Origin of the sequence: Emticicia sp. 21SJ11W-3, assembly GCF_024138715.1 — a bacterium.
GTDB classification, from domain to species: Bacteria; Bacteroidota; Bacteroidia; order Cytophagales; family Spirosomataceae; genus Emticicia; species Emticicia fluvialis.
In genome coordinates this window covers 2,927,864-2,945,567 of sequence record NZ_CP092074.1, presented here as the reverse complement: position 1 = coordinate 2,945,567, position 17,704 = coordinate 2,927,864, and the positions used below count along the sequence as shown (strand labels likewise).

15 protein-coding genes are annotated in these 17,704 nt (G+C 42.5%); 14 read left to right on the top strand and 1 reads right to left on the bottom strand.

Annotation, left to right across the window (positions count from 1 at the left end):
• The first annotated feature begins 28 nt into the window (after nt 1–28).
• Nucleotides 29–2,713 carry a hypothetical protein gene (locus MB380_RS12415; RefSeq protein WP_253522821.1) on the top strand — a complete coding sequence of 895 codons (2,685 nt, stop codon included), beginning with the start codon at nt 29–31 and terminating at the stop codon, nt 2,711–2,713.
• On the top strand, nt 2,713–5,133 hold the full coding sequence (locus tag MB380_RS12410; protein WP_253522818.1) for a hypothetical protein: 2,421 nt from the start codon (nt 2,713–2,715) through the stop codon (nt 5,131–5,133). Before MB380_RS12415 ends, MB380_RS12410 begins: the two co-directional genes overlap by 1 nt.
• 115 nt (nt 5,134–5,248) lie before the next feature.
• On the opposite strand, the gene katG is transcribed toward MB380_RS12410, so the two are convergent.
• Complete coding sequence (gene katG / locus MB380_RS12405; protein ID WP_253522815.1) at nt 5,249–7,516, bottom strand: catalase/peroxidase HPI; 2,268 nt, start codon at nt 7,514–7,516, stop codon at nt 5,249–5,251.
• A 393-nt stretch (nt 7,517–7,909) separates the two neighbouring features.
• Here katG and MB380_RS12400 point away from each other — a divergent pair, with 393 nt between their 5' ends.
• The 12 genes from MB380_RS12400 (at nt 7,910) to MB380_RS12345 (ending at nt 17,704) form a co-directional block, all read left to right on the top strand.
• The gene (locus tag MB380_RS12400; protein ID WP_253522812.1) at nt 7,910–8,239 is read left to right on the top strand and encodes a helix-turn-helix transcriptional regulator; all 330 of its coding nucleotides are present in this window, start codon (nt 7,910–7,912) and stop codon (nt 8,237–8,239) included.
• Nucleotides 8,239–8,721, top strand: a complete 483-nt coding sequence (locus MB380_RS12395) for an SRPBCC domain-containing protein (RefSeq protein WP_253522809.1) — start codon at nt 8,239–8,241, stop codon at nt 8,719–8,721. Before MB380_RS12400 ends, MB380_RS12395 begins: the two co-directional genes overlap by 1 nt.
• The gene (locus tag MB380_RS12390; RefSeq protein WP_253522806.1) at nt 8,708–9,301 is read left to right on the top strand and encodes a YdeI family protein; all 594 of its coding nucleotides are present in this window, start codon (nt 8,708–8,710) and stop codon (nt 9,299–9,301) included. The genes MB380_RS12395 and MB380_RS12390 overlap by 14 nt, the downstream gene beginning before the upstream one ends.
• A gap of 139 nt (nt 9,302–9,440) precedes the next feature.
• Nucleotides 9,441–9,845: a DoxX family protein gene (locus MB380_RS12385; RefSeq protein WP_253522803.1), complete on the top strand. Its 405-nt coding sequence runs from the start codon at nt 9,441–9,443 to the stop codon at nt 9,843–9,845.
• Nucleotides 9,846–9,910: 65 nt separating this feature from the next.
• Nucleotides 9,911–10,396, top strand: coding sequence for an antitoxin Xre/MbcA/ParS toxin-binding domain-containing protein (locus tag MB380_RS12380; protein ID WP_253522801.1), 486 nt, complete (start codon nt 9,911–9,913; stop codon nt 10,394–10,396).
• A 1-nt stretch (nt 10,397) separates the two neighbouring features.
• Complete coding sequence (locus tag MB380_RS12375) at nt 10,398–10,856, top strand: RES family NAD+ phosphorylase (RefSeq protein WP_253522798.1); 459 nt, start codon at nt 10,398–10,400, stop codon at nt 10,854–10,856.
• A 31-nt stretch (nt 10,857–10,887) separates the two neighbouring features.
• Nucleotides 10,888–11,451, top strand: coding sequence for a DUF4256 domain-containing protein (locus MB380_RS12370; protein WP_253522795.1), 564 nt, complete (start codon nt 10,888–10,890; stop codon nt 11,449–11,451).
• Nucleotides 11,452–11,590: 139 nt separating this feature from the next.
• Nucleotides 11,591–12,142, top strand: coding sequence for a DNA-3-methyladenine glycosylase I (locus MB380_RS12365; RefSeq protein WP_253522792.1), 552 nt, complete (start codon nt 11,591–11,593; stop codon nt 12,140–12,142).
• A gap of 190 nt (nt 12,143–12,332) precedes the next feature.
• Nucleotides 12,333–12,821 (top strand): DinB family protein, encoded by a 489-nt coding sequence (locus tag MB380_RS12360; RefSeq protein WP_253522789.1) that lies wholly within the window; start codon nt 12,333–12,335, stop codon nt 12,819–12,821.
• A 91-nt stretch (nt 12,822–12,912) separates the two neighbouring features.
• Nucleotides 12,913–13,506 carry a TetR/AcrR family transcriptional regulator gene (locus MB380_RS12355; RefSeq protein WP_253522786.1) on the top strand — a complete coding sequence of 198 codons (594 nt, stop codon included), beginning with the start codon at nt 12,913–12,915 and terminating at the stop codon, nt 13,504–13,506.
• A gap of 92 nt (nt 13,507–13,598) precedes the next feature.
• Complete coding sequence (locus MB380_RS12350) at nt 13,599–14,630, top strand: efflux RND transporter periplasmic adaptor subunit (protein ID WP_253522783.1); 1,032 nt, start codon at nt 13,599–13,601, stop codon at nt 14,628–14,630.
• Nucleotides 14,631–14,632: 2 nt separating this feature from the next.
• The gene (locus tag MB380_RS12345; protein WP_253522780.1) at nt 14,633–17,704 is read left to right on the top strand and encodes an efflux RND transporter permease subunit; all 3,072 of its coding nucleotides are present in this window, start codon (nt 14,633–14,635) and stop codon (nt 17,702–17,704) included.

Here is a 17,704-nt window from a genome sequence, read left to right as displayed (position 1 = left end):
TCGTACAAAACTTCAAACTTATAGTTCAATGCCTAAAGAAATTAATATAATTCTTGATAAAAGTACACATGCTCAACCCTTTGAAGCCAATAGTAATCTAATACATCAGGATGAGCTTGAAAATGTATTGGGATTTATAAAAAGCAAAATTGAGAATGTTAATGAGAATATCAGTAGTAAGAATAAACCCGAGCTGCACTTGCATGATACAATTACCATTCTGGGCTCAAGAGGTAGTGGAAAAACTTCCTTTTTGTTGAGCGTACAAAAGGAACTAGAGAAAAAAAATAAATTTGGCGATATTAATAGTTCCGATTTTCAGCAGGTGCAGGTTCTAGAAATAATTGACCCAACATTGATAGAAGAGAAAGGGCATGTTTTTTTGAATGTAATTTCCAGAATTACGGAATTGGTTGAAAAGAAATTAGACGATGAAGAATGTAAACCAACTTCGGATCAAATAGTCTGGAAAAGAAAAGATTGGCGAAATGCTTTGAGCAAACTGGCATCAGGATTACCCTCCATTGATGGAGTGGCAGATCATATAAATAACAGTTGGCAAGACCCCGAATTTGTAATGGAAAATGGTTTGAAGTCGGTAGGGGCATCACTCAAACTATCTGAAAACTTTCATAATCTATTAATAGAAGCTTTGAAAATTCTAGACAAGAAAGTTTTCCTTTTGATGTTCGATGATATTGATGTTGACTCAAGAAAGGGCTGGCCGGTACTGGAAACAATTCGTAAATATCTTACCAGTGATAGATTGATTACTATTTTATCAGGAGACATGAAGTTGTATTCAACCGTTGTAAGACAAAAGAAATGGCAAAACTTCGGCAAAGATATATTAAATTATGAAGGAGATGTTCTCAAAAGACCGAGTCGTTTTGATGAAATGGTTACAGAATTGGAGGCACAATATTTAAAGAAAGTAATGTTACCAAAATATAGGATTCATTTACCAACGATATGGAAAGTTTTAAAAAGAGGTCACACAATAAATGTTTACAAAAAAAATACTGACAATGAGATAGAAGTTGATATTCGTAAAGTTTATAAAAAAATTCTTAGCAATATAGGTCTCTTAGTAAGGAATGATTCAGATCAGTATTTACATTTTTTTTTAGATTTGCCTATTCGAACACAAGTACAAGTACTTTCTATTTTTTTTGAGGTCAAAACTACTTTGGAAAACCAAATAGATTCATTAATAGATGTATTTATAAGTGATTTATACGCTAAAGAGATTGATGCACCTAGTTTAAGGGAAAGTAGTTATAACATCAATAGGATAATTCTTCAGTTTTTACTAAAAGAACAAAAAATTGAAGAATTGTATCAACTTCAGCCATTTACTACAGATTCTTCACTCAATTCAAGTTTAATTAATTTAAATTTCATTTTAGCTACTGAAATTAAAGCAAATTCTTATCTAATTTTTGATTATATAATTAGGATTGGTTATATCAGAAATTTAGTTCCGCTAATCGGTTATAAAGCAGGAGACCGGTCTGAAATGGAAAAAGCTTTTGAGGAGATGTGTAGAAGAGACGTAATACTAAATGACAGTGCGCTGAAAACCACGATGGGTAGGATAATTGCCTATTTAAGAGGTCAAATGGATAACTTAGGAAACAGCGATTCTATTTCAAGGGCAGGAACAATACCTTTGTTCGGAATGGCTGGTAAAGCAAAGAAGAAAAAAGAAGAGACACAAGGCAGAATCGATTGGGAATTAACAGAAAATAAAGCTAACTACATTGAAAAATTACTAGTGTATTTGCCATTGAGTTCAAATCAGTACGTTTATAAACAGTCGTCATTACTCACTTATTCTCCCTATTTACTTATTGCTGCTATCGGGGAGCTTTGTAGGATGGTTCAATCAGGAGATTCTATTAAGAGTTTTGCTGGATTAACTCAACTGAGAGCATTTATCATGCCGCACTTTAAAACAGGTAACAATAAGAAAATTGATGTTTGGGATGCTTATGAACAAGATTTAGGAGAAAGACTAGAAACTGACATTAATATAGAATACCTTGTTGAAAAGTGGATTTTCCTTTTCAAACAAAATTATATTAATATTTCGGTACAGTTATTGGGAAGGGTTTCTACAAGATTTTTTTATGTCGTCACAAATATTGAAAGTGAAAAAGAAATAAAGAGTTTAGGTGAAATCTTTCACTCTCACATAATTGGTTTTATGAATTCAGTTTTAGTCGAAGATTTCAAAGAGCAAAGTGATTTTGCTGATGAATTAAGTTTGAGTAATCCTCGGTATAGCGATGTAATATTTACCAACAATCTAAAAAAAGCACGAGCAAAGTTAAATGAAAGTGACTTGAATCTAAGCTTTTCCAAATGGATTTTAGCTTGTCCTTTGTTATTAGTTTACCTTAAGAACCAATCTGACCTTATTAACTTGATTCTTGAATTTTCAGGCTATGAAATAAATAGCGCAATATTTAATCTAAGAGTTTATGATATCTTAAATAAAGTTAAGATAAAAAAAGATATTGTTAAAATTCCATTGACTTCACCAAACCATGAAAAAATTGTTCAAATTTTAGAAGAGAATGATGAAGATATTGATAATATTAAAACTTTTTCCAGGGAAGCAGCAAAAACCTATTTGAGTAATTTTGGAATAATTAGAGTTACAGAAAATTCATGGAATAGTTTTTTAACGTATTTAGAAAAAATATAATGCTGCATCTCTTACTCTCAGATAATGAATCCTTGCGTCAATACGATGATGGCAAGTATGCTAACATAGAGGACATAAGCAGACGCCTTTTTCTGTTGAAGAGGGCTCAAAATCCATATTTGCCAGACCACTTGTTGAAGTTTGAGCTTTCAGAAATTTTTTTTGAAACTGGTAGTTTATCAAAACTTTTTTCTCATACTATGCCAGTTTGGGTATGTCAGTTTCTTGAGCTGAACCAGAACAGAGTAAGAATAAAGTCTGAGCAGCAAAACAACTGGCAGGAATTACTAACTTATATCCCTCCATTGTGGTTGCAAAGTCTTTTTTTATTTCAAAAGTCACCAGTAAGTATTAATCTTATTAAAAGTGAAATCAATAGTTATTTCCAAACTTATATACTTCCTAATACTCGGTATACTTCCATTCCAAGAGCAGATTTGTCTCAGCTTAATTATTATGTTTCCAAAAGTCACGGATTCCATGATTTGCACGTTCATCTCAACGGGGCCTCTGAAACAGACAAGGTATGGCAGGATTTTCTTTTTAACCCTAAGGAAACTTATGGTCATTTAAAAATGGGTTTCAAAGAGAACATGGTTAAGGAGCAGCTAGAGCAGGAGTTTGGTGCAATTCAGCCATTAAAATACTACCGACTTTTAAAAATAGCACGAAACTTACGTAAGTTTTTCTTTGATTTTCTTTTTATAGATAATACGTCTTTCAACCAGAACATTGGTAACAAGAATATCATCTTGCATAAGATTATTAATAATTCCCCTGATTATGAAGGGAGTTTCAGACATCCGTTTGCTTCCTTGGTTTTTAAGCATGATTCGGAAAGTACTTGCAAAATGTCTGTTGAAATGCTAATGCATATATTAATACTCGACAGGCTTTATCGTAATCCCAATGAGTTATTAGCTGGCTTGCTACATTTCTATTTACTGATTCTTGGTTTAACTAATCGTTTATTAGTTCAGCAGGTTCATCAGAACGGATTTGACCAATTTCAAAAACTTACAAAGAATAAGTTTCGGGACGGACCTGAAAAGGATTACCTTCATCGTTTTCATCAGATGAATGGAAATGATTTAAGATACATCAGGTTTTTGGAAGGACGTTTTTCTCCCAAAAAAACCGAGGTTGAGATGATAAGCCTATTTGACAATATAGATTCTGGCTGGAAAAAGCTAATTGCTGACTTTAAAATAAAAAGTAAAAGTATCGGTAATAATTTGCCATTGCCTGAATTAACTCTTGTTGCGCATTTCATTAAACAGCCTGAAAAAAACAAAAGTAAGACAGTTAGACATCGTTCTTTAAGGCACGACTTGTTTGTGATAGGAAAAGTAATCACTTTTTTAAAAAAGAATCAACATAAGTATAAATATAGAATTGCTGGCATTGATGCAGCTTCTAATGAGTTTGATGCGCCTCCGGAGGTTTTTGCCCCGGTATACAGAATGATGCGTCGTGCTGGCATACGACATTTTACGTATCATGCCGGAGAAGATTTCTACCATATTCTGGATGGACTACGAGCTATTTATGAAGCAATCAATTTTTGTGATTTGAGAAAGTCTGACAGGATAGGGCATGCAACCGCCACAGGCGTTTCTGTTAAACTTTGGGCAAAAGCGGTTGGTAATAAGTTTAAAATAAAAAAGGGGATTCACCTGGATAATCTGATTTTTTGCTATCACTTGATTCTTCAATTTAGTATAGACTCTTTACAGCAAGTTTTGCCTTATATAATTAATGAAGTAGAAAACCTGAGTTTTGAAATATATAAAACCCGGTATCCTATTAAAGTTTTAGAAAAAGCCTGGTTAATGAGACAGTGCTGCCCTATACATGTATCATCAGAGAAACGCAAGGATGCAAGATTAAGTCTCGTATTTGATGAAGAAGAATGGGAATTCGCAATAGATAAGGGATTTAGAAAAAAATACGGACACAGTAATCCTGATCATGCCCTAGAGGTTTACCTAAATTACCATACTGAAACGATAAGACAGAATTATGATGAGATTATTGATATTAATCCTTTTTCTATTCTCAATGAAACTCAATTAGAAATCCTTCAGATTGAAGTGCTAAAGTTCATGAGTTTAAGAGAGATTGTAATTGAGACACTTCCTACAAGTAATGTAAGAATTGGCTACCATAGAGATTTTAGTACTTATCATTTAATTAACTGGATAAGGTGGAAAAAGGAGGGAAAGAATATACCATCCATAGTGGTAGGTACAGATGATACCGGAATTTTTTCAACCAATATCTACAATGAATATGCCAATATTTATTCATCACTCCACCATATACACCAGATGCCACACGATGATGTAATGGATGTAATTAAAAGACTTGAAGAAAGTGCAGGAATTTATCGATTTGATATTGAAAAATCATTTTCTTAATGTGTTATGGAAAAAGCGATTTATAGATATTGTGCTTGGAATATTTGATTCCCCCCCCCCCACAAAAAAAAGCAGCCCATCAGGCTGCTTTTCGTTTCTCCAAAAACCACTATTATCAAACCAAATCAAATCTGTCCAGATTCATTACTTTTGTCCAGGCGGCTACAAAGTCTTTTACAAACTTGGCTTGTCCGTCTGAGCTGCCGTAAACTTCGGCTATGGCTCTTAGTTCTGAGTTCGAGCCAAACACCAGGTCGGCGCGGGTGGCTGTCCATTTCCAGTCGCCGGTGGCGCGGTCGGTGCCTTCATACAACTCTTTATCTGCCGATGCCGCCTTCCAGGCCGTGCTCATATCCAGCAGATTTACAAAGAAATCGTTCGTTAACTCACCCACGCGGTGCGTAAATACGCCATGTTTAGAGCCGTCGTAGTTAGTACCCAGCACACGCATACCACCAACCAAAACGGTTAATTCAGGGGCTGTGAGTGTCAGCAATTGGGCTTTATCAATCAGTAATTCTTCAGTTGAAACCCTGAAATTCGCCTTACGGTAGTTGCGGAAACCGTCAGCCAGTGGCTCAAGGAAACCTACCGATTCTACATCTGTCTGCTCTTGTGTGGCATCCATGCGTCCCGGAGTAAATGGCACGGTTACGTCGTGTCCGGCATCTTTAGCCGCTTTCTCAACACCAGCCACACCGGCCAGCACAATCAGGTCGGCCATTGAAATCTTCTTGCCACCGGCCTGAAAATCCTTCTGGATGCCTTCCAGCGCGCCCAGCACTTTTTGCAGTTGCGCAGGGTTGTTTACCTGCCAGTATCTTTGCGGAGCCAGACGGATACGGGCGCCATTGGCACCGCCGCGTTTGTCAGACCCACGGAACGTAGAAGCAGAAGCCCAGGCCGTTGAAACCAGCTCAGAAACACTCAGGCCAGATGCCAGAATGGTTGCTTTCAGCGCAGCCACATCGCTTTCATTTACCAGCTCATGGTCTACTGCCGGAATCGGGTCTTGCCAGGTAAGTATCTCTTCCGGCACTTCCGGGCCCAGATAACGGGCACGTGGCCCCATGTCGCGGTGGGTTAATTTAAACCAGGCACGGGCAAAAGCATCAGCAAAGGCATCCGGGTTTTCAAGAAAACGGCGTGATATCTTCTCATAAGCAGGGTCAAACCTTAGCGCAAGGTCGGTTGTCAGCATGGTAGGGCGGTGTTTTTTGCTGCCGTCAAATGCATCCGGTATAATGTTATCGGCATTTTTGGCCACCCATTGGTGCGCACCTGCCGGGCTTTTGGTTAGTTCCCATTCAAAGGCAAAGAGGTTTTCAAAGAAATTATTGCTCCATTGTGTAGGGGTGGTTGTCCAGGTTACCTCCAGTCCGCTGGTAATGGCATCTGGGCCTGCGCCGCTGCCGTAGCTGCTTTTCCAGCCCAGGCCTTGCAGTTCAAGGTCGGCCGCTTCCGGCTCCTTGCCAACGTGGGTGGCAGGGGCGGCACCATGTGTTTTACCAAAGCTGTGGCCACCGGCTATCAGTGCCACGGTTTCTTCGTCGTTCATGGCCATACGTCCAAAAGTATCGCGTATATCTTTAGCCGCTGCAATCGGGTCGGGGTTGCCATCGGGGCCTTCAGGGTTTACGTAAATCAAACCCATTTGAACTGCTGCCAACGGATTCTCCAGATCTCTGCTATGAATTTTGCCATCGGCGTTATCGTCAGACGACACCACCCCATGCGCTTTGGCAACACCTTCAGAGCCATGCCCGTAGCGCAGGTCTCCGCCCAGCCAGGTAGTTTCAGAGCCCCAATACACATCTTCTTCCGGTTCCCATACGTCTTCGCGGCCACCTGCAAAGCCAAAAGTTTTAAATCCCATCGATTCCAGCGCCACGTTTCCTGTCAGAATCATTAAATCGGCCCATGAAATTTTATTGCCATATTTTTGCTTGATAGGCCACAACAAACGGCGGGCTTTATCAAGGCTCACGTTATCTGGCCAGCTGTTTAGCGGCGCAAAACGTTGCTGGCCAGAGCCACCGCCACCGCGGCCGTCTGTAACACGGTAGGTACCCGCGCTGTGCCACGCCATACGGATAAACAAAGGGCCGTAATGACCAAAATCTGCCGGCCACCAGTCTTGAGAGTCCGTCATCAGGGCGTGCAGGTCTTGTTTCACCGCTGCCAGATCAAGACTTTTAAAAGCCTCGGCATAATTAAAATCTTGGTCCATCGGGTTCGACAACTGCGAGTGCTGGCGCAAAATATTCATCTTTAACTGATTGGGCCACCAGTCGCGGTTTCTGGTGCCGCCACCGCCTGTGTTGCTTTTCAGGGTGCCGTTATGGAACGGGCATTTGCTGATATCTCCTGTTTCTTTTTCCATGGAATCTAAAAAGTTTTTATGATTGAATGAATAATGTTGAAATCAATTTTTGATGCTGTAAAGGTATGGGGTTGTGTATAATAATCAAAATCGAATAAATCTATGGTTTTATAGATTTTGTCTATGTTGATTAATTGAATTGATGTACCGTTATGTTCTGAGTTGCTGTTATAAAGTTAAGCGTCAGGGAGTTAAGTCAATACAATAATGTATTAAATTTTGTTTATCAGAAGAGCAGATTCGTTGCGTGGTAATGCCTTTGAGGTATTTGGAGGCTAATAAAACATAGGATAATGTAACCGGAACCGAATAATTCGGTGAATAAAAAATAAAGCCGCCAAAATTTGTGTAGCCAAATAGCTACGCATATATTTGTAGCCAAATAGCTACGCAATGAATTTAAGAAGAGATGTTTTTCAGGCCATAGCCGACCCCACCAGACGTACCATACTGCTTCTGGTAGCCACACAAGCCATGACAGCCGGGGCCATTGCCTCTAATTTTGATACCGCCAGACCAACCGTTTCGAAGCACTTGCAGATACTGACTGAATGCGAGCTACTGGCGCAGGAACAAAGCGGACGGGAGATTTATTACTCAATTAACCTGGAGAAAATGAAAGAGATTGCCGACTTTATAGAACCTTTCCGCCAGATATGGGACGAAAGGTTTAATAAACTGGAGGCCATTCTGAAACAGTATCAAGCTAAAAATAATACCTGATGGAACGTAAAACCAAAGTGAGTGCCGAAGCAGGCAGGCAGGAGATTGTGATCACCCGGGAATTTGATTTGCCGGTAGACCTGCTATTTAAGGCCTATACCGAACCCGAAATTGTGGAACAATGGATGGGCAATAAAGTTCTGAAACTGGATAACCACAAGTATGGCGGCTGGCATTTCAGAACTACCGATGCCGCCGGTAATATTCTGTTTCAGGCGCATGGCACTATTCATGCCTTTGAACCCAACCAACGGATAGTGCGCACGTTCCAGATGGATAACGCCGCCTTTGATGTAACGCTTGAGTTTCTGGATTTTAAAAAACTGACCGATACCACCAGCCTTTTTAGCATGCACATCATTTACAGGTCGGTTGAATTGCGCGACCTGCAACTGAAAATGCCGTTTGAGTTCGGGCTGAATATGGCGCACGGCCGCTTGCAGGAAATCATGAATCAACAAAAAACCGATGGAAGCAGGTAACCTAAACCCGAAAGTTGATTTTTTCTTCAGCAAAGCCACCCAATGGAAGGCAGCGTATGCGCAACTGCGTAGTCTTGCCCTTGGCTGCGGGCTGGCAGAAGAATTGAAATGGGGCTGCCCCTGTTACACGCATCAGGGCAATAATGTGGTGCTGATACACGGCTTTAAAGACTATTGCGCACTACTGTTTTTTAAAGGCGCTCTGATGGGCAATGCCGACGGCCTGTTGATTCAGCAGACAGCAAACGTGCAGTCGGCACGGCAAATGCGGTTTGTTAATGTAGGCGAAATAACAGCGTACAAGGTGGTTATCAGAGCGCATATTTTTGAGGCCATTGAAATTGAAAAGGCAGGATTGAAAGTTAGCCTGAAAAAAACAGCTGATTATACCATACCCGATGAGTTTCAGAAAAAACTGAATACAAACCCTGCCCTGAAAACCGCCTTTGAAGCCCTGACACCCGGCCGACAAAAGGCCTATCTGTTTCATTTCGGGCAGGCCAAGCAGGCATCAACCCGCCTGGCAAGGGTAGAAAAATTCATACCGAAGATACTGGAAGGGAAGGGGTTGGAGGATTGATTGTAGTTAGAACTGCCGACTTTAGTCGACAATACATAACAAATGCTCCTTTGTTTTGATAGCCAGCGAATTCATTCGCTGTTACTAAAAAGACATCCTAATTTACCTAGCATTCATTACTTATATAAACGCTAGAACAATGGAAACAACCGTAAAAGCAGCCAAAAGAAACAAAATTATCTATTGGATAGCCACCATCTGGCTATCACTGGGTATGGTATCAAGCGGCGTGGTGCAGCTCATACACCTGAAAGAAGAGGTAGACCTTTTCAACCATCTGGGGTACCCTGAGTACTTCCTTACCATTATTGGTGTCTGGAAATTGCTCGGTGTGTTGGCAGTACTCGTGCCGAAATTCCCGGTAGTGAAAGAATGGGCCTATGCCGGATTCTTTGTAACCATGTCAGGCGCGCTGTTTTCGCACCTGGCCGTGGGCGACACCACCTTTGAGGCTTTCTTTGGGCCAATACTACTGGTTGTGCTTACGGTAACCTCATGGTATTTCAGACCTGCCAGCAGAAAAGTAATTGATTTGCAGAAATAGTGTATATAATTTGCGTGTTCAGACATTTGTCGTATATTTACAGACAAATGTCTGAATGTAAAACCATGACAACCGCAAAATCAAATATAGAAATTAAGCTCAGCAAAGAAATTACTTCATTTCTGAAACACGCTCGTATTGATACTAAATCAGTTACCTATGAGGATTTCCTTGCCAACAAAATGCTTATCATTGCGGTCATAAGGGCAGGTATTCCTTATTCACTTTTCGGATTGATTCAGGACTATACACCTTTTTCAGAAACTGACTGGGCAGGTTTTCTTGATATTTCTACCAAGTCTTTGCAGAGATACAAAACATCTACCAATCACCATTTCAAGCCAATACATTCTGAGAAAATCATTGAACTGGCTGAAGTTACAAAGGTAGGGCTGGATGTTTTCGGTAATATGGATAAGTTGCGTCTATGGCTCAATACCCCCAATTATGCCCTTGGAAGCCAGAAGCCGATTGAATTACTGCGCGATTCTTATGGCAAAGAATTGGTGATAAGTGAGCTGGTGCGTATTAATTACGGTATTTTGGTGTAACATGGAAGTTTACCGACTTTCACGCGAGAAATATGCCAGTCCGTTGTCGGGCAAAGGGGCAGCCATGAAAGGGGCGAGGTGGAATTCAGCAGGAGTAGAGTTGATTTACACCGCAGCCAACCGTTCGTTGGCAATGGCCGAAGTGGCAGTGCATTTTACATGGGCTACGCTGCCGGACGATTATGTGATGATAAGTATCGACATTCCGGATGATATAGCCATAAAAGATATGGCAGAGGCAGCACTACCGGCTAACTGGAAAGACTTTCCGCATCCGGTATCTACTCAGAAATTCGGCGATGAGTTTGTATTTGACAACCAGTATTGTGTTTTACGAATCCCCTCTGCCGTTACACAAGGAGATTTTAACCTGCTCATCAATCCTAATCATAAAGATTTTAATCGAATTGAGATAAGCAAAATTGAGAAATTTCCATTTGATAGGAGGCTTTTGAAGTAAACTACCATCCAACCTTTAATCAACAAAACCCATGAGCAATAAAAAGGAACTCCCCACCGAAGTACGCACCGAACTGCTCAAAACTCTGCAAACCCGTTTTGAAAAAAATAAGAATCGGCATGAAGCAATAGGGTGGGAGCTTGTAAGGGCGAAGCTGGAGGTTGATGCTGACAAATTGTGGTCGTTAAACGAAATGGAAATAACCGGAGGCGAGCCTGATGTTATTGGTTACGACGCCAATACCGACGCATATATTTTCTGCGATTGTTCGGCTGAAAGCCCGAAAGGCCGCCGGAGTATCTGCTACGACCACCAGGCATTAAATGCCAGAAAGGAGTATAAACCCGCCAACAGTGCCATAAATATGGCTGAGGAAATGGGCATTGAATTATTGAATGAAGAACAGTATCGCCATTTGCAAACCCTTGGTAAATTTGATACCAAAACTTCAAGCTGGCTGCTTACCCCCGATGCGGTTAGAAAGCACGGCGGGGCTATCTTTGGCGACAGCCGGTATAATCATGTCTGGACCTACCATAACGGCGCTGACTCTTACTACGCTGCCAGAGGTTTCCGCGGCTTGTTAAAAGTATGAGGCCATTTAAATTGCGCTGCATCAGTAACAAAACCAGATTAATTCCTCCTGAAAACCGCTTTCAATTGAAACTCTTCATTTTGTGTAGCTACCCTGTGTAGTTTGCATTTTATCTTTGCTGTATCAAACAATCAGCCTGATGTCGTATTGCTTTTACATTGACCGCATGACGGGCGCGCAACAGGCGCTTCATAAAAACTATCATGATAACCATTATGGTTTTCCGATACATGACGATAACGAGCTTTTCGGGCGATTGCTGATGGAAATCAACCAGGCTGGCTTAAGTTGGGAAACCATCCTTCGCAAGGAAGAGTCGTTCCGAGCGGCCTACGATAACTTCAATATCAGTAAAGTAGCCAATTATACCGAGGCCGACCGCGAACGCCTGATGGCCGATGCGGGCATTATCAGAAACCGACTGAAAATTAACGCCGCCATTGAAAACGCCCGTACCATACAAGGTTTGCAGGCGTCGCATGGGTCGTTTGAAAAATGGCTGGAAGCCCACCACCCACGTACCAAAGACGAATGGGTGAAATTGTTTAAGAAAACTTTCCGCTTTACAGGCGGAGAAATTGTAAACGAATTTCTGATGAGCATTGGCTATCTGCCCGGCGCGCACGATACCAACTGCCACATATACCATAAAGTTTTAGCCCACCAACCACTCTGGCACAAGGCTGTTTAATAACCTTCACGATTTTTTGATTGAGTCCGCCGCTGCATTGCAGCAACCTTTACGCGATCTGCACGGGCGGCCTTACGGGCCGCCTCATTGCAGTACCACTCAGCCTGCTTTATTGAGTTTCAAGCCTTTTTCTGCCTTTTTCTTTTGCAAAGCACCAAAAATTGCACGAGTATTGTATAAAAATGTATTGATGGCAGCCGATAATGACCTCATAATTGCAGTGCTGGAGTCGCAATACAGAGCTGCGTTTGCCATGCTGAGCGCTGCTATTGTAAAAGTACCCACCAATTTGTGGCATACCCACACCAGCCAGCACCCTGTCTGGCAGCTCACTTTTCATACCCTCTGGGCAGCAAAAATGTATCTTTCGGCTAACCCGTGGTCATTTACTCCGTGGCAAAATGCCCATCGCGGCGCCGAAAACCTCAGCAATAAACCCACCACTACCGCTCATACGCCCTCAGAAATACTCAGCTTTATAGACGATATACAAGCCAGCCTGGCACATGACCTTTCTCAACTGCCCCTCCATGCGCCTTCGGGCTTTGAGTGGTATCCTGTAAGCAGGCTTGAGCTGCACCTGGTTAACATCAGGCATATTCAGCACCATACAGCCCAAATCATAGAGCGGCTCAAATCGGCAGGCATCAGCGGTTTCGACTGGGTAATAAAGGGTTAATCATAAATTTTTAAGAAAATATTTGGCGAATTCAAAAATCGATTTTACATTTGTCGACCAAAATACATTTTTAGTCGAAAAGTTTAAAACTATGGAAAAGGACGAACTGGTTATTCAGGATATAATAAAAGGAGCCAAAAAATTAATGCAGCAATATGGTTTAAAAAAAACCACCATGGAAGACATAGCCAAAGCTGCCGGCAAAAGCAAAAGTACCTTGTATTATTATTTTAAAGATAAAGAAGAGATATTCGACAGGGTCATCAACCTTGAAATCGACGAGTTTTTTTATAGCGTTAAAACCGCTGTTAATGAACAACCCGACTCCATTTGTATGCTGAAAGCCTACATTGTAACAAAGGTAAAAGCCATTAAAGAGAAGGTAAACCTATACAGCCTGGTAGTTGAAAACGACCTGAACGGAAGATTAAATGAAGAATATTCTAACCTGCGAAACAGGTATGACCACGAAGAAAAACATTTGCTGGAGTCTATTCTGGCCAAAGGCGTAGAAACCGGGCAATTGAAAGAAGAGATTCTGGAAAACCTTGATTTGCTCAGCGATTTGATGGTGAGTTGTATCAGAGGAATTGAACTGGATATAATAGCCCGCAAGAAAAACACCGCACTGGCCGACAAGGCAGACCTGCTGGTGGATATGATAATTAAAGGAATGGGCAGGTAAAGCACACCAACACAATGCTTCTCGGAGCATTTTTTTAGCACCCAAATTCGACCAAAAAACGATTTTAGTCAAACAGTAAACAAAACAAACCAATGACAAGCAGATTAAATTTATTAGCGGCATCAAGCCTGTTGGTTTTAGCAGGTTGTGCATCACACGAGCCAGCCAAAACCGTAGAAACCAAAAAAGATTATAACGTGCAGGTAGAAAAGCCAATGCCTTACAGCGGCGTTGTGCAGGCCAAATACTCGGGCGTGGTAGAAGCCCAGAAAACAACCGTTTTGAGCTTTGCCACTCTGGGCACTGTAACCGATATATTGGTGGCCGAAGGCCAGAACGTAAAGAAAGGACAGTTGCTGGCCAGGCTAGACGCCTCTACTGCACAAAACACGTATCAGGCAGCGTTGGCAAGCCAGAAACAGGCCGAAGACGCCTACAAAAGAATGAAACCCATGAAAGAAAACGGCACCCTGCCAGAAATAAAATGGGTAGACATAGAAACCGGCTTGCAACAGGCAAAGTCGGCAGTGGCAATTGCTCAGAAAGGCATCAGCGACTGCAACCTGTATGCGCCTGTAAGCGGGGTAATCGGCAAAAAAAATGTACAGCCCGGCATGAACGTGGCTCCGTCAATGTCGGTGCTTGAGCTACTGGGCATCCAGACGGTTTATGTAAAAATACCGGTTCCGGAAGACGAAATCAGCATGTTCAAAAAAGGCGAAACCGCCGAAATAACCATCAATGCCATAGGTAAAACCATTACCGGCACGGTAAAAGAAATTGGCGTAACGGCCGACATCCTGTCGCACTCTTATCCTGTAAAAATAGAAGTACAGAATTCGGCAGCCGAAATTAAACCCGGCATGATTTGCTCGGTACAGACCACGGCTCATGACCAACGCACCGGCGTTTTGGTTTCAAACAAAGCCTTGCAGAAAGATGCAGACGGCCAGCAGTTTATTTACATCGAACAAGGCGGTAAAGCCCTGAGAGTAAACGTAAAAACCCTGAAGCTGATAGATAACCAGGTGCTGGTGCAGGGCGAAGTGCCGCCGGCTGCCAACGTTATTGTAGCCGGGCAGCAAAAATTAAGTAATGGTTCAACAGTTCAAATTGCGCGTTAATCATGAAAAAACAGAAACTGAATATTATAGAACTGGCTATGAAGCATAAGCAGATAGCCATCATTATTACAGTGATACTCTCTATTGCAGGGCTTGTGTCGCTGATGATAATGCCCCGGAACGAGTTTCCTGAGTTTACCATTCGCCAGGGTTTAATCATCGGGGTGTATCCCGGTGCCAATTCAGCGCAGGTAGAAGAAAAGCTAGCCACCAAAGTAGAAAGCTTTTTGTATGGGTTTCAGGAAGTAAACCGCGAAAAAACCTATTCTATCTCTAAAGAAGGAATGCTGATTGTTTTTGTTGAGGTAAATAATAACGTGAAAGACCCGGATGCCTTCTGGGACAAAATAAAGTTTGGCTTAAACAATCTTAAATCTGAGCTGCCGCCGCAGGTGCTGGCTTTGGTTGCCAATAATGATTTCGGAAATACGTCGGCCATATTACTTACGGTGCAGTCAGACAGCAAGAGCTACAAAGAACTTGACCGCGAACTGAAAGTAATTGAAACTGAATTCAGAAAAATAAAGTCGGTCTCTAAAGTGAAACACTTTGGTTTGGTTCAGGAGCAGATAACCATTTATCCTGACAACGACAAACTGGCTTACTACGGTGTAAAACCAGTTAATGTACTGGCCGCTGCACAACTGGAAGGCTCTATTTATTATGGTGGCGAGCTGGACAACGGCCAGCTGATAACCCCGATACACATTCCGTCAACCTATCAATCGGAAGAAGACATCAAAAACCAGATAGTTTATACCGACCCCAACGGTAATGTAATCAGGGTAAAAGACGTAGCGCGCGTGGTAAGAGAATATCCTAAGCCAGACGCCATCATCAAAAACAACGGCACAAACAGCCTGCTGATATCGCTGGAAATGCAACCCGGAAACAACATTGTTTCTTTTGGTAAAACGGTAGACGAAACGCTTGAATCGCTGAAAGGCAAAATATCGCCCGATGTGCAGATTGCCAAAATCGCCGATATGCCACAGGCCGTAGAGCATTCCATAACGCACTTTCTGAAAGAATTTGCCATTGCCATTGTAGCCGTTATTATTGTAACCATGCTGCTGTTGCCTTTCAGGGTAGCTGCGGTAGCAGGGGCAACCATTCCTATTTCAATTTTTATTACCCTCGGTATTTTATATGCCTTAGGCATTGAGCTGCACACGGTGTCGCTGGCGGGTTTAATTGTGGTGCTGGGTATGGTGGTAGACAACGCCATTGTAGTGCTTGACGGACACATTGAAAAACTAGACCACGGCGAAACCCCCTGGAACGCCGCCTGGAAAAGCGCCAGAGAACTGTTTATACCGGTGTTTTCGGCTACGATGGCTATTATTGCCACTTATGTGCCTATGATGTTTTTTCTTGACGGCATGGTGGGCGATTTCGTGGGCGCATTGCCCATAACCATTGGGGTAGCCCTTATTACCTCTTTGCTTATTGCCTGTTTTCTGGTTCCGTACTTAAGCTATGTGTTTATTAAAAAAGGAATCAAGAAAGAAATCGCCAAACCTGGAAGGAAGTCGCTGCTGGATGTGATTCAGAATCTATATGACAAAACCCTTGAGCTGGCTTTCAAATTCCCTAAAACCACTATTCTGGCCGGCATTGGCTCTGTTGTAGCAGGTATAGCCATATTTGCAACGGTGCCACGCCAGTTGTTCCCGAAAGTAGACCGTAACCAGTTTGCAGTAGAAATTTATCTGCCTGAAGGCAGCACGCTTGAGCAAACCGCCTTTGTTTCTGACAGCCTCGAAAAAATGCTGATAAAAGACAAACGCGTTGCCAATGTGGCCGCCTTTGTAGGTACCAGCTCACCGCGTTTTCATACCACGTATGCGCCCAATTTTCCGTCCCGAAATTATGCGCAGCTGGTGGTAAATACCCAGACAGCCAATGATGCCATTGCCCTGCTGACAGAATATGAAGCCAGGTACCGCAATCATTTCCCGAATGCGTATGTGCGTATGAAACAGCTGGATATGCTCAGCACCACTGCACCTATTGAGGTGCGTATCAGCGGCGATAACCTCGACAGCATCAAGACCGTTGCCATGCAGGTAAAAGCTGCCATGAATAAAAACGAAAACGTTATTTGGGCCAGAACCGACTACCTTAATCCACGGCAGGGTATAAGCGTTGAAATCAATGATGAGATTGCCAACCGGCTTGGTTTAACCAAAGGTACGGTGGCGGCGTCGCTGGCTGCCGGTATGTCTGGCATGCCTGTGGGTACCATCTGGGAGGGCGACTACCCCGTTAACATCAAACTGATGAACGCCCCGGGCCAAAAAAACAGCTTTGACGACATCGCCAATCAGAACGTAACCTCGCCAATTACGGGCGCAACTGTTCCTGTAAGGCAGATAGCCAGCGGCATCACCAACGATTGGAGCGAAGGACAGATTATCCGCCGCAACGGTACCAGAACCATCACCGTAAGGGCTGACGTAAAACACGGCGCCCTTGCCTACAAAGTACTGGCTGATATTAAGGCCGCTATAAAAACCATTCCTTTGCCAAAACAGACAACCCTGTCTTATGGCGGAGAAGAAGAAAGCGAAGTTGAAAACTATATTCCAATGGCCAAGGCATTGGTGGCTGGTATCCTGCTTATCTTCTTTATACTGCTGTTTCAGTTCAAAAAACCTAAACTGGCTCTGTTGGTAATGACCACCATGCCGCTGAGTTTTCTGGGTGCGGCCTTAGGTATTGTTATTACGGGTTATCCTTTTGGTTTAACATCGTTTCTGGGTATTATGAGCCTGATGGGAATTGTGGTACGTAACGGGATTATCCTGATTGATTATGCCGAAGAACTGCGAACCCACCACGGCATGACACTCCTGAACGCCGCCGTAGCCGCCGGAAAACGCAGAATGCGCCCTATATTCCTGACCTCGTTTGCGGCAGCCGTAGGCGTGGTACCCATGATACTGAGCGGCTCTACCCTGTGGGGGCCTTTGGGTGCGGTGGTATGTTTCGGGTTACTGGTGTCTATGATACTCACCCTGTTTATGGTGCCGGTGTTGTATCAGCAATTATTTAAAAAGAACTACGCTTAA

Coding starts and splice junctions, on each gene's coding strand:
- katG (WP_253522815.1), bottom strand. CDS start 7,516: ATGGAAAAAGAAACAGGAGATATCAGCAAATGCCCGTTCCATAACGGC.
- MB380_RS12360 (WP_253522789.1), top strand. CDS start 12,333: ATGGCAGCCGATAATGACCTCATAATTGCAGTGCTGGAGTCGCAATAC.
- MB380_RS12345 (WP_253522780.1), top strand. CDS start 14,633: ATGAAAAAACAGAAACTGAATATTATAGAACTGGCTATGAAGCATAAG.
- MB380_RS12375 (WP_253522798.1), top strand. CDS start 10,398: ATGGAAGTTTACCGACTTTCACGCGAGAAATATGCCAGTCCGTTGTCG.
- MB380_RS12365 (WP_253522792.1), top strand. CDS start 11,591: ATGTCGTATTGCTTTTACATTGACCGCATGACGGGCGCGCAACAGGCG.
- MB380_RS12355 (WP_253522786.1), top strand. CDS start 12,913: ATGGAAAAGGACGAACTGGTTATTCAGGATATAATAAAAGGAGCCAAA.
- MB380_RS12400 (WP_253522812.1), top strand. CDS start 7,910: ATGAATTTAAGAAGAGATGTTTTTCAGGCCATAGCCGACCCCACCAGA.
- MB380_RS12390 (WP_253522806.1), top strand. CDS start 8,708: ATGGAAGCAGGTAACCTAAACCCGAAAGTTGATTTTTTCTTCAGCAAA.
- MB380_RS12415 (WP_253522821.1), top strand. CDS start 29: ATGCCTAAAGAAATTAATATAATTCTTGATAAAAGTACACATGCTCAA.
- MB380_RS12410 (WP_253522818.1), top strand. CDS start 2,713: ATGCTGCATCTCTTACTCTCAGATAATGAATCCTTGCGTCAATACGAT.
- MB380_RS12385 (WP_253522803.1), top strand. CDS start 9,441: ATGGAAACAACCGTAAAAGCAGCCAAAAGAAACAAAATTATCTATTGG.
- MB380_RS12350 (WP_253522783.1), top strand. CDS start 13,599: ATGACAAGCAGATTAAATTTATTAGCGGCATCAAGCCTGTTGGTTTTA.
- MB380_RS12395 (WP_253522809.1), top strand. CDS start 8,239: ATGGAACGTAAAACCAAAGTGAGTGCCGAAGCAGGCAGGCAGGAGATT.
- MB380_RS12380 (WP_253522801.1), top strand. CDS start 9,911: ATGACAACCGCAAAATCAAATATAGAAATTAAGCTCAGCAAAGAAATT.
- MB380_RS12370 (WP_253522795.1), top strand. CDS start 10,888: ATGAGCAATAAAAAGGAACTCCCCACCGAAGTACGCACCGAACTGCTC.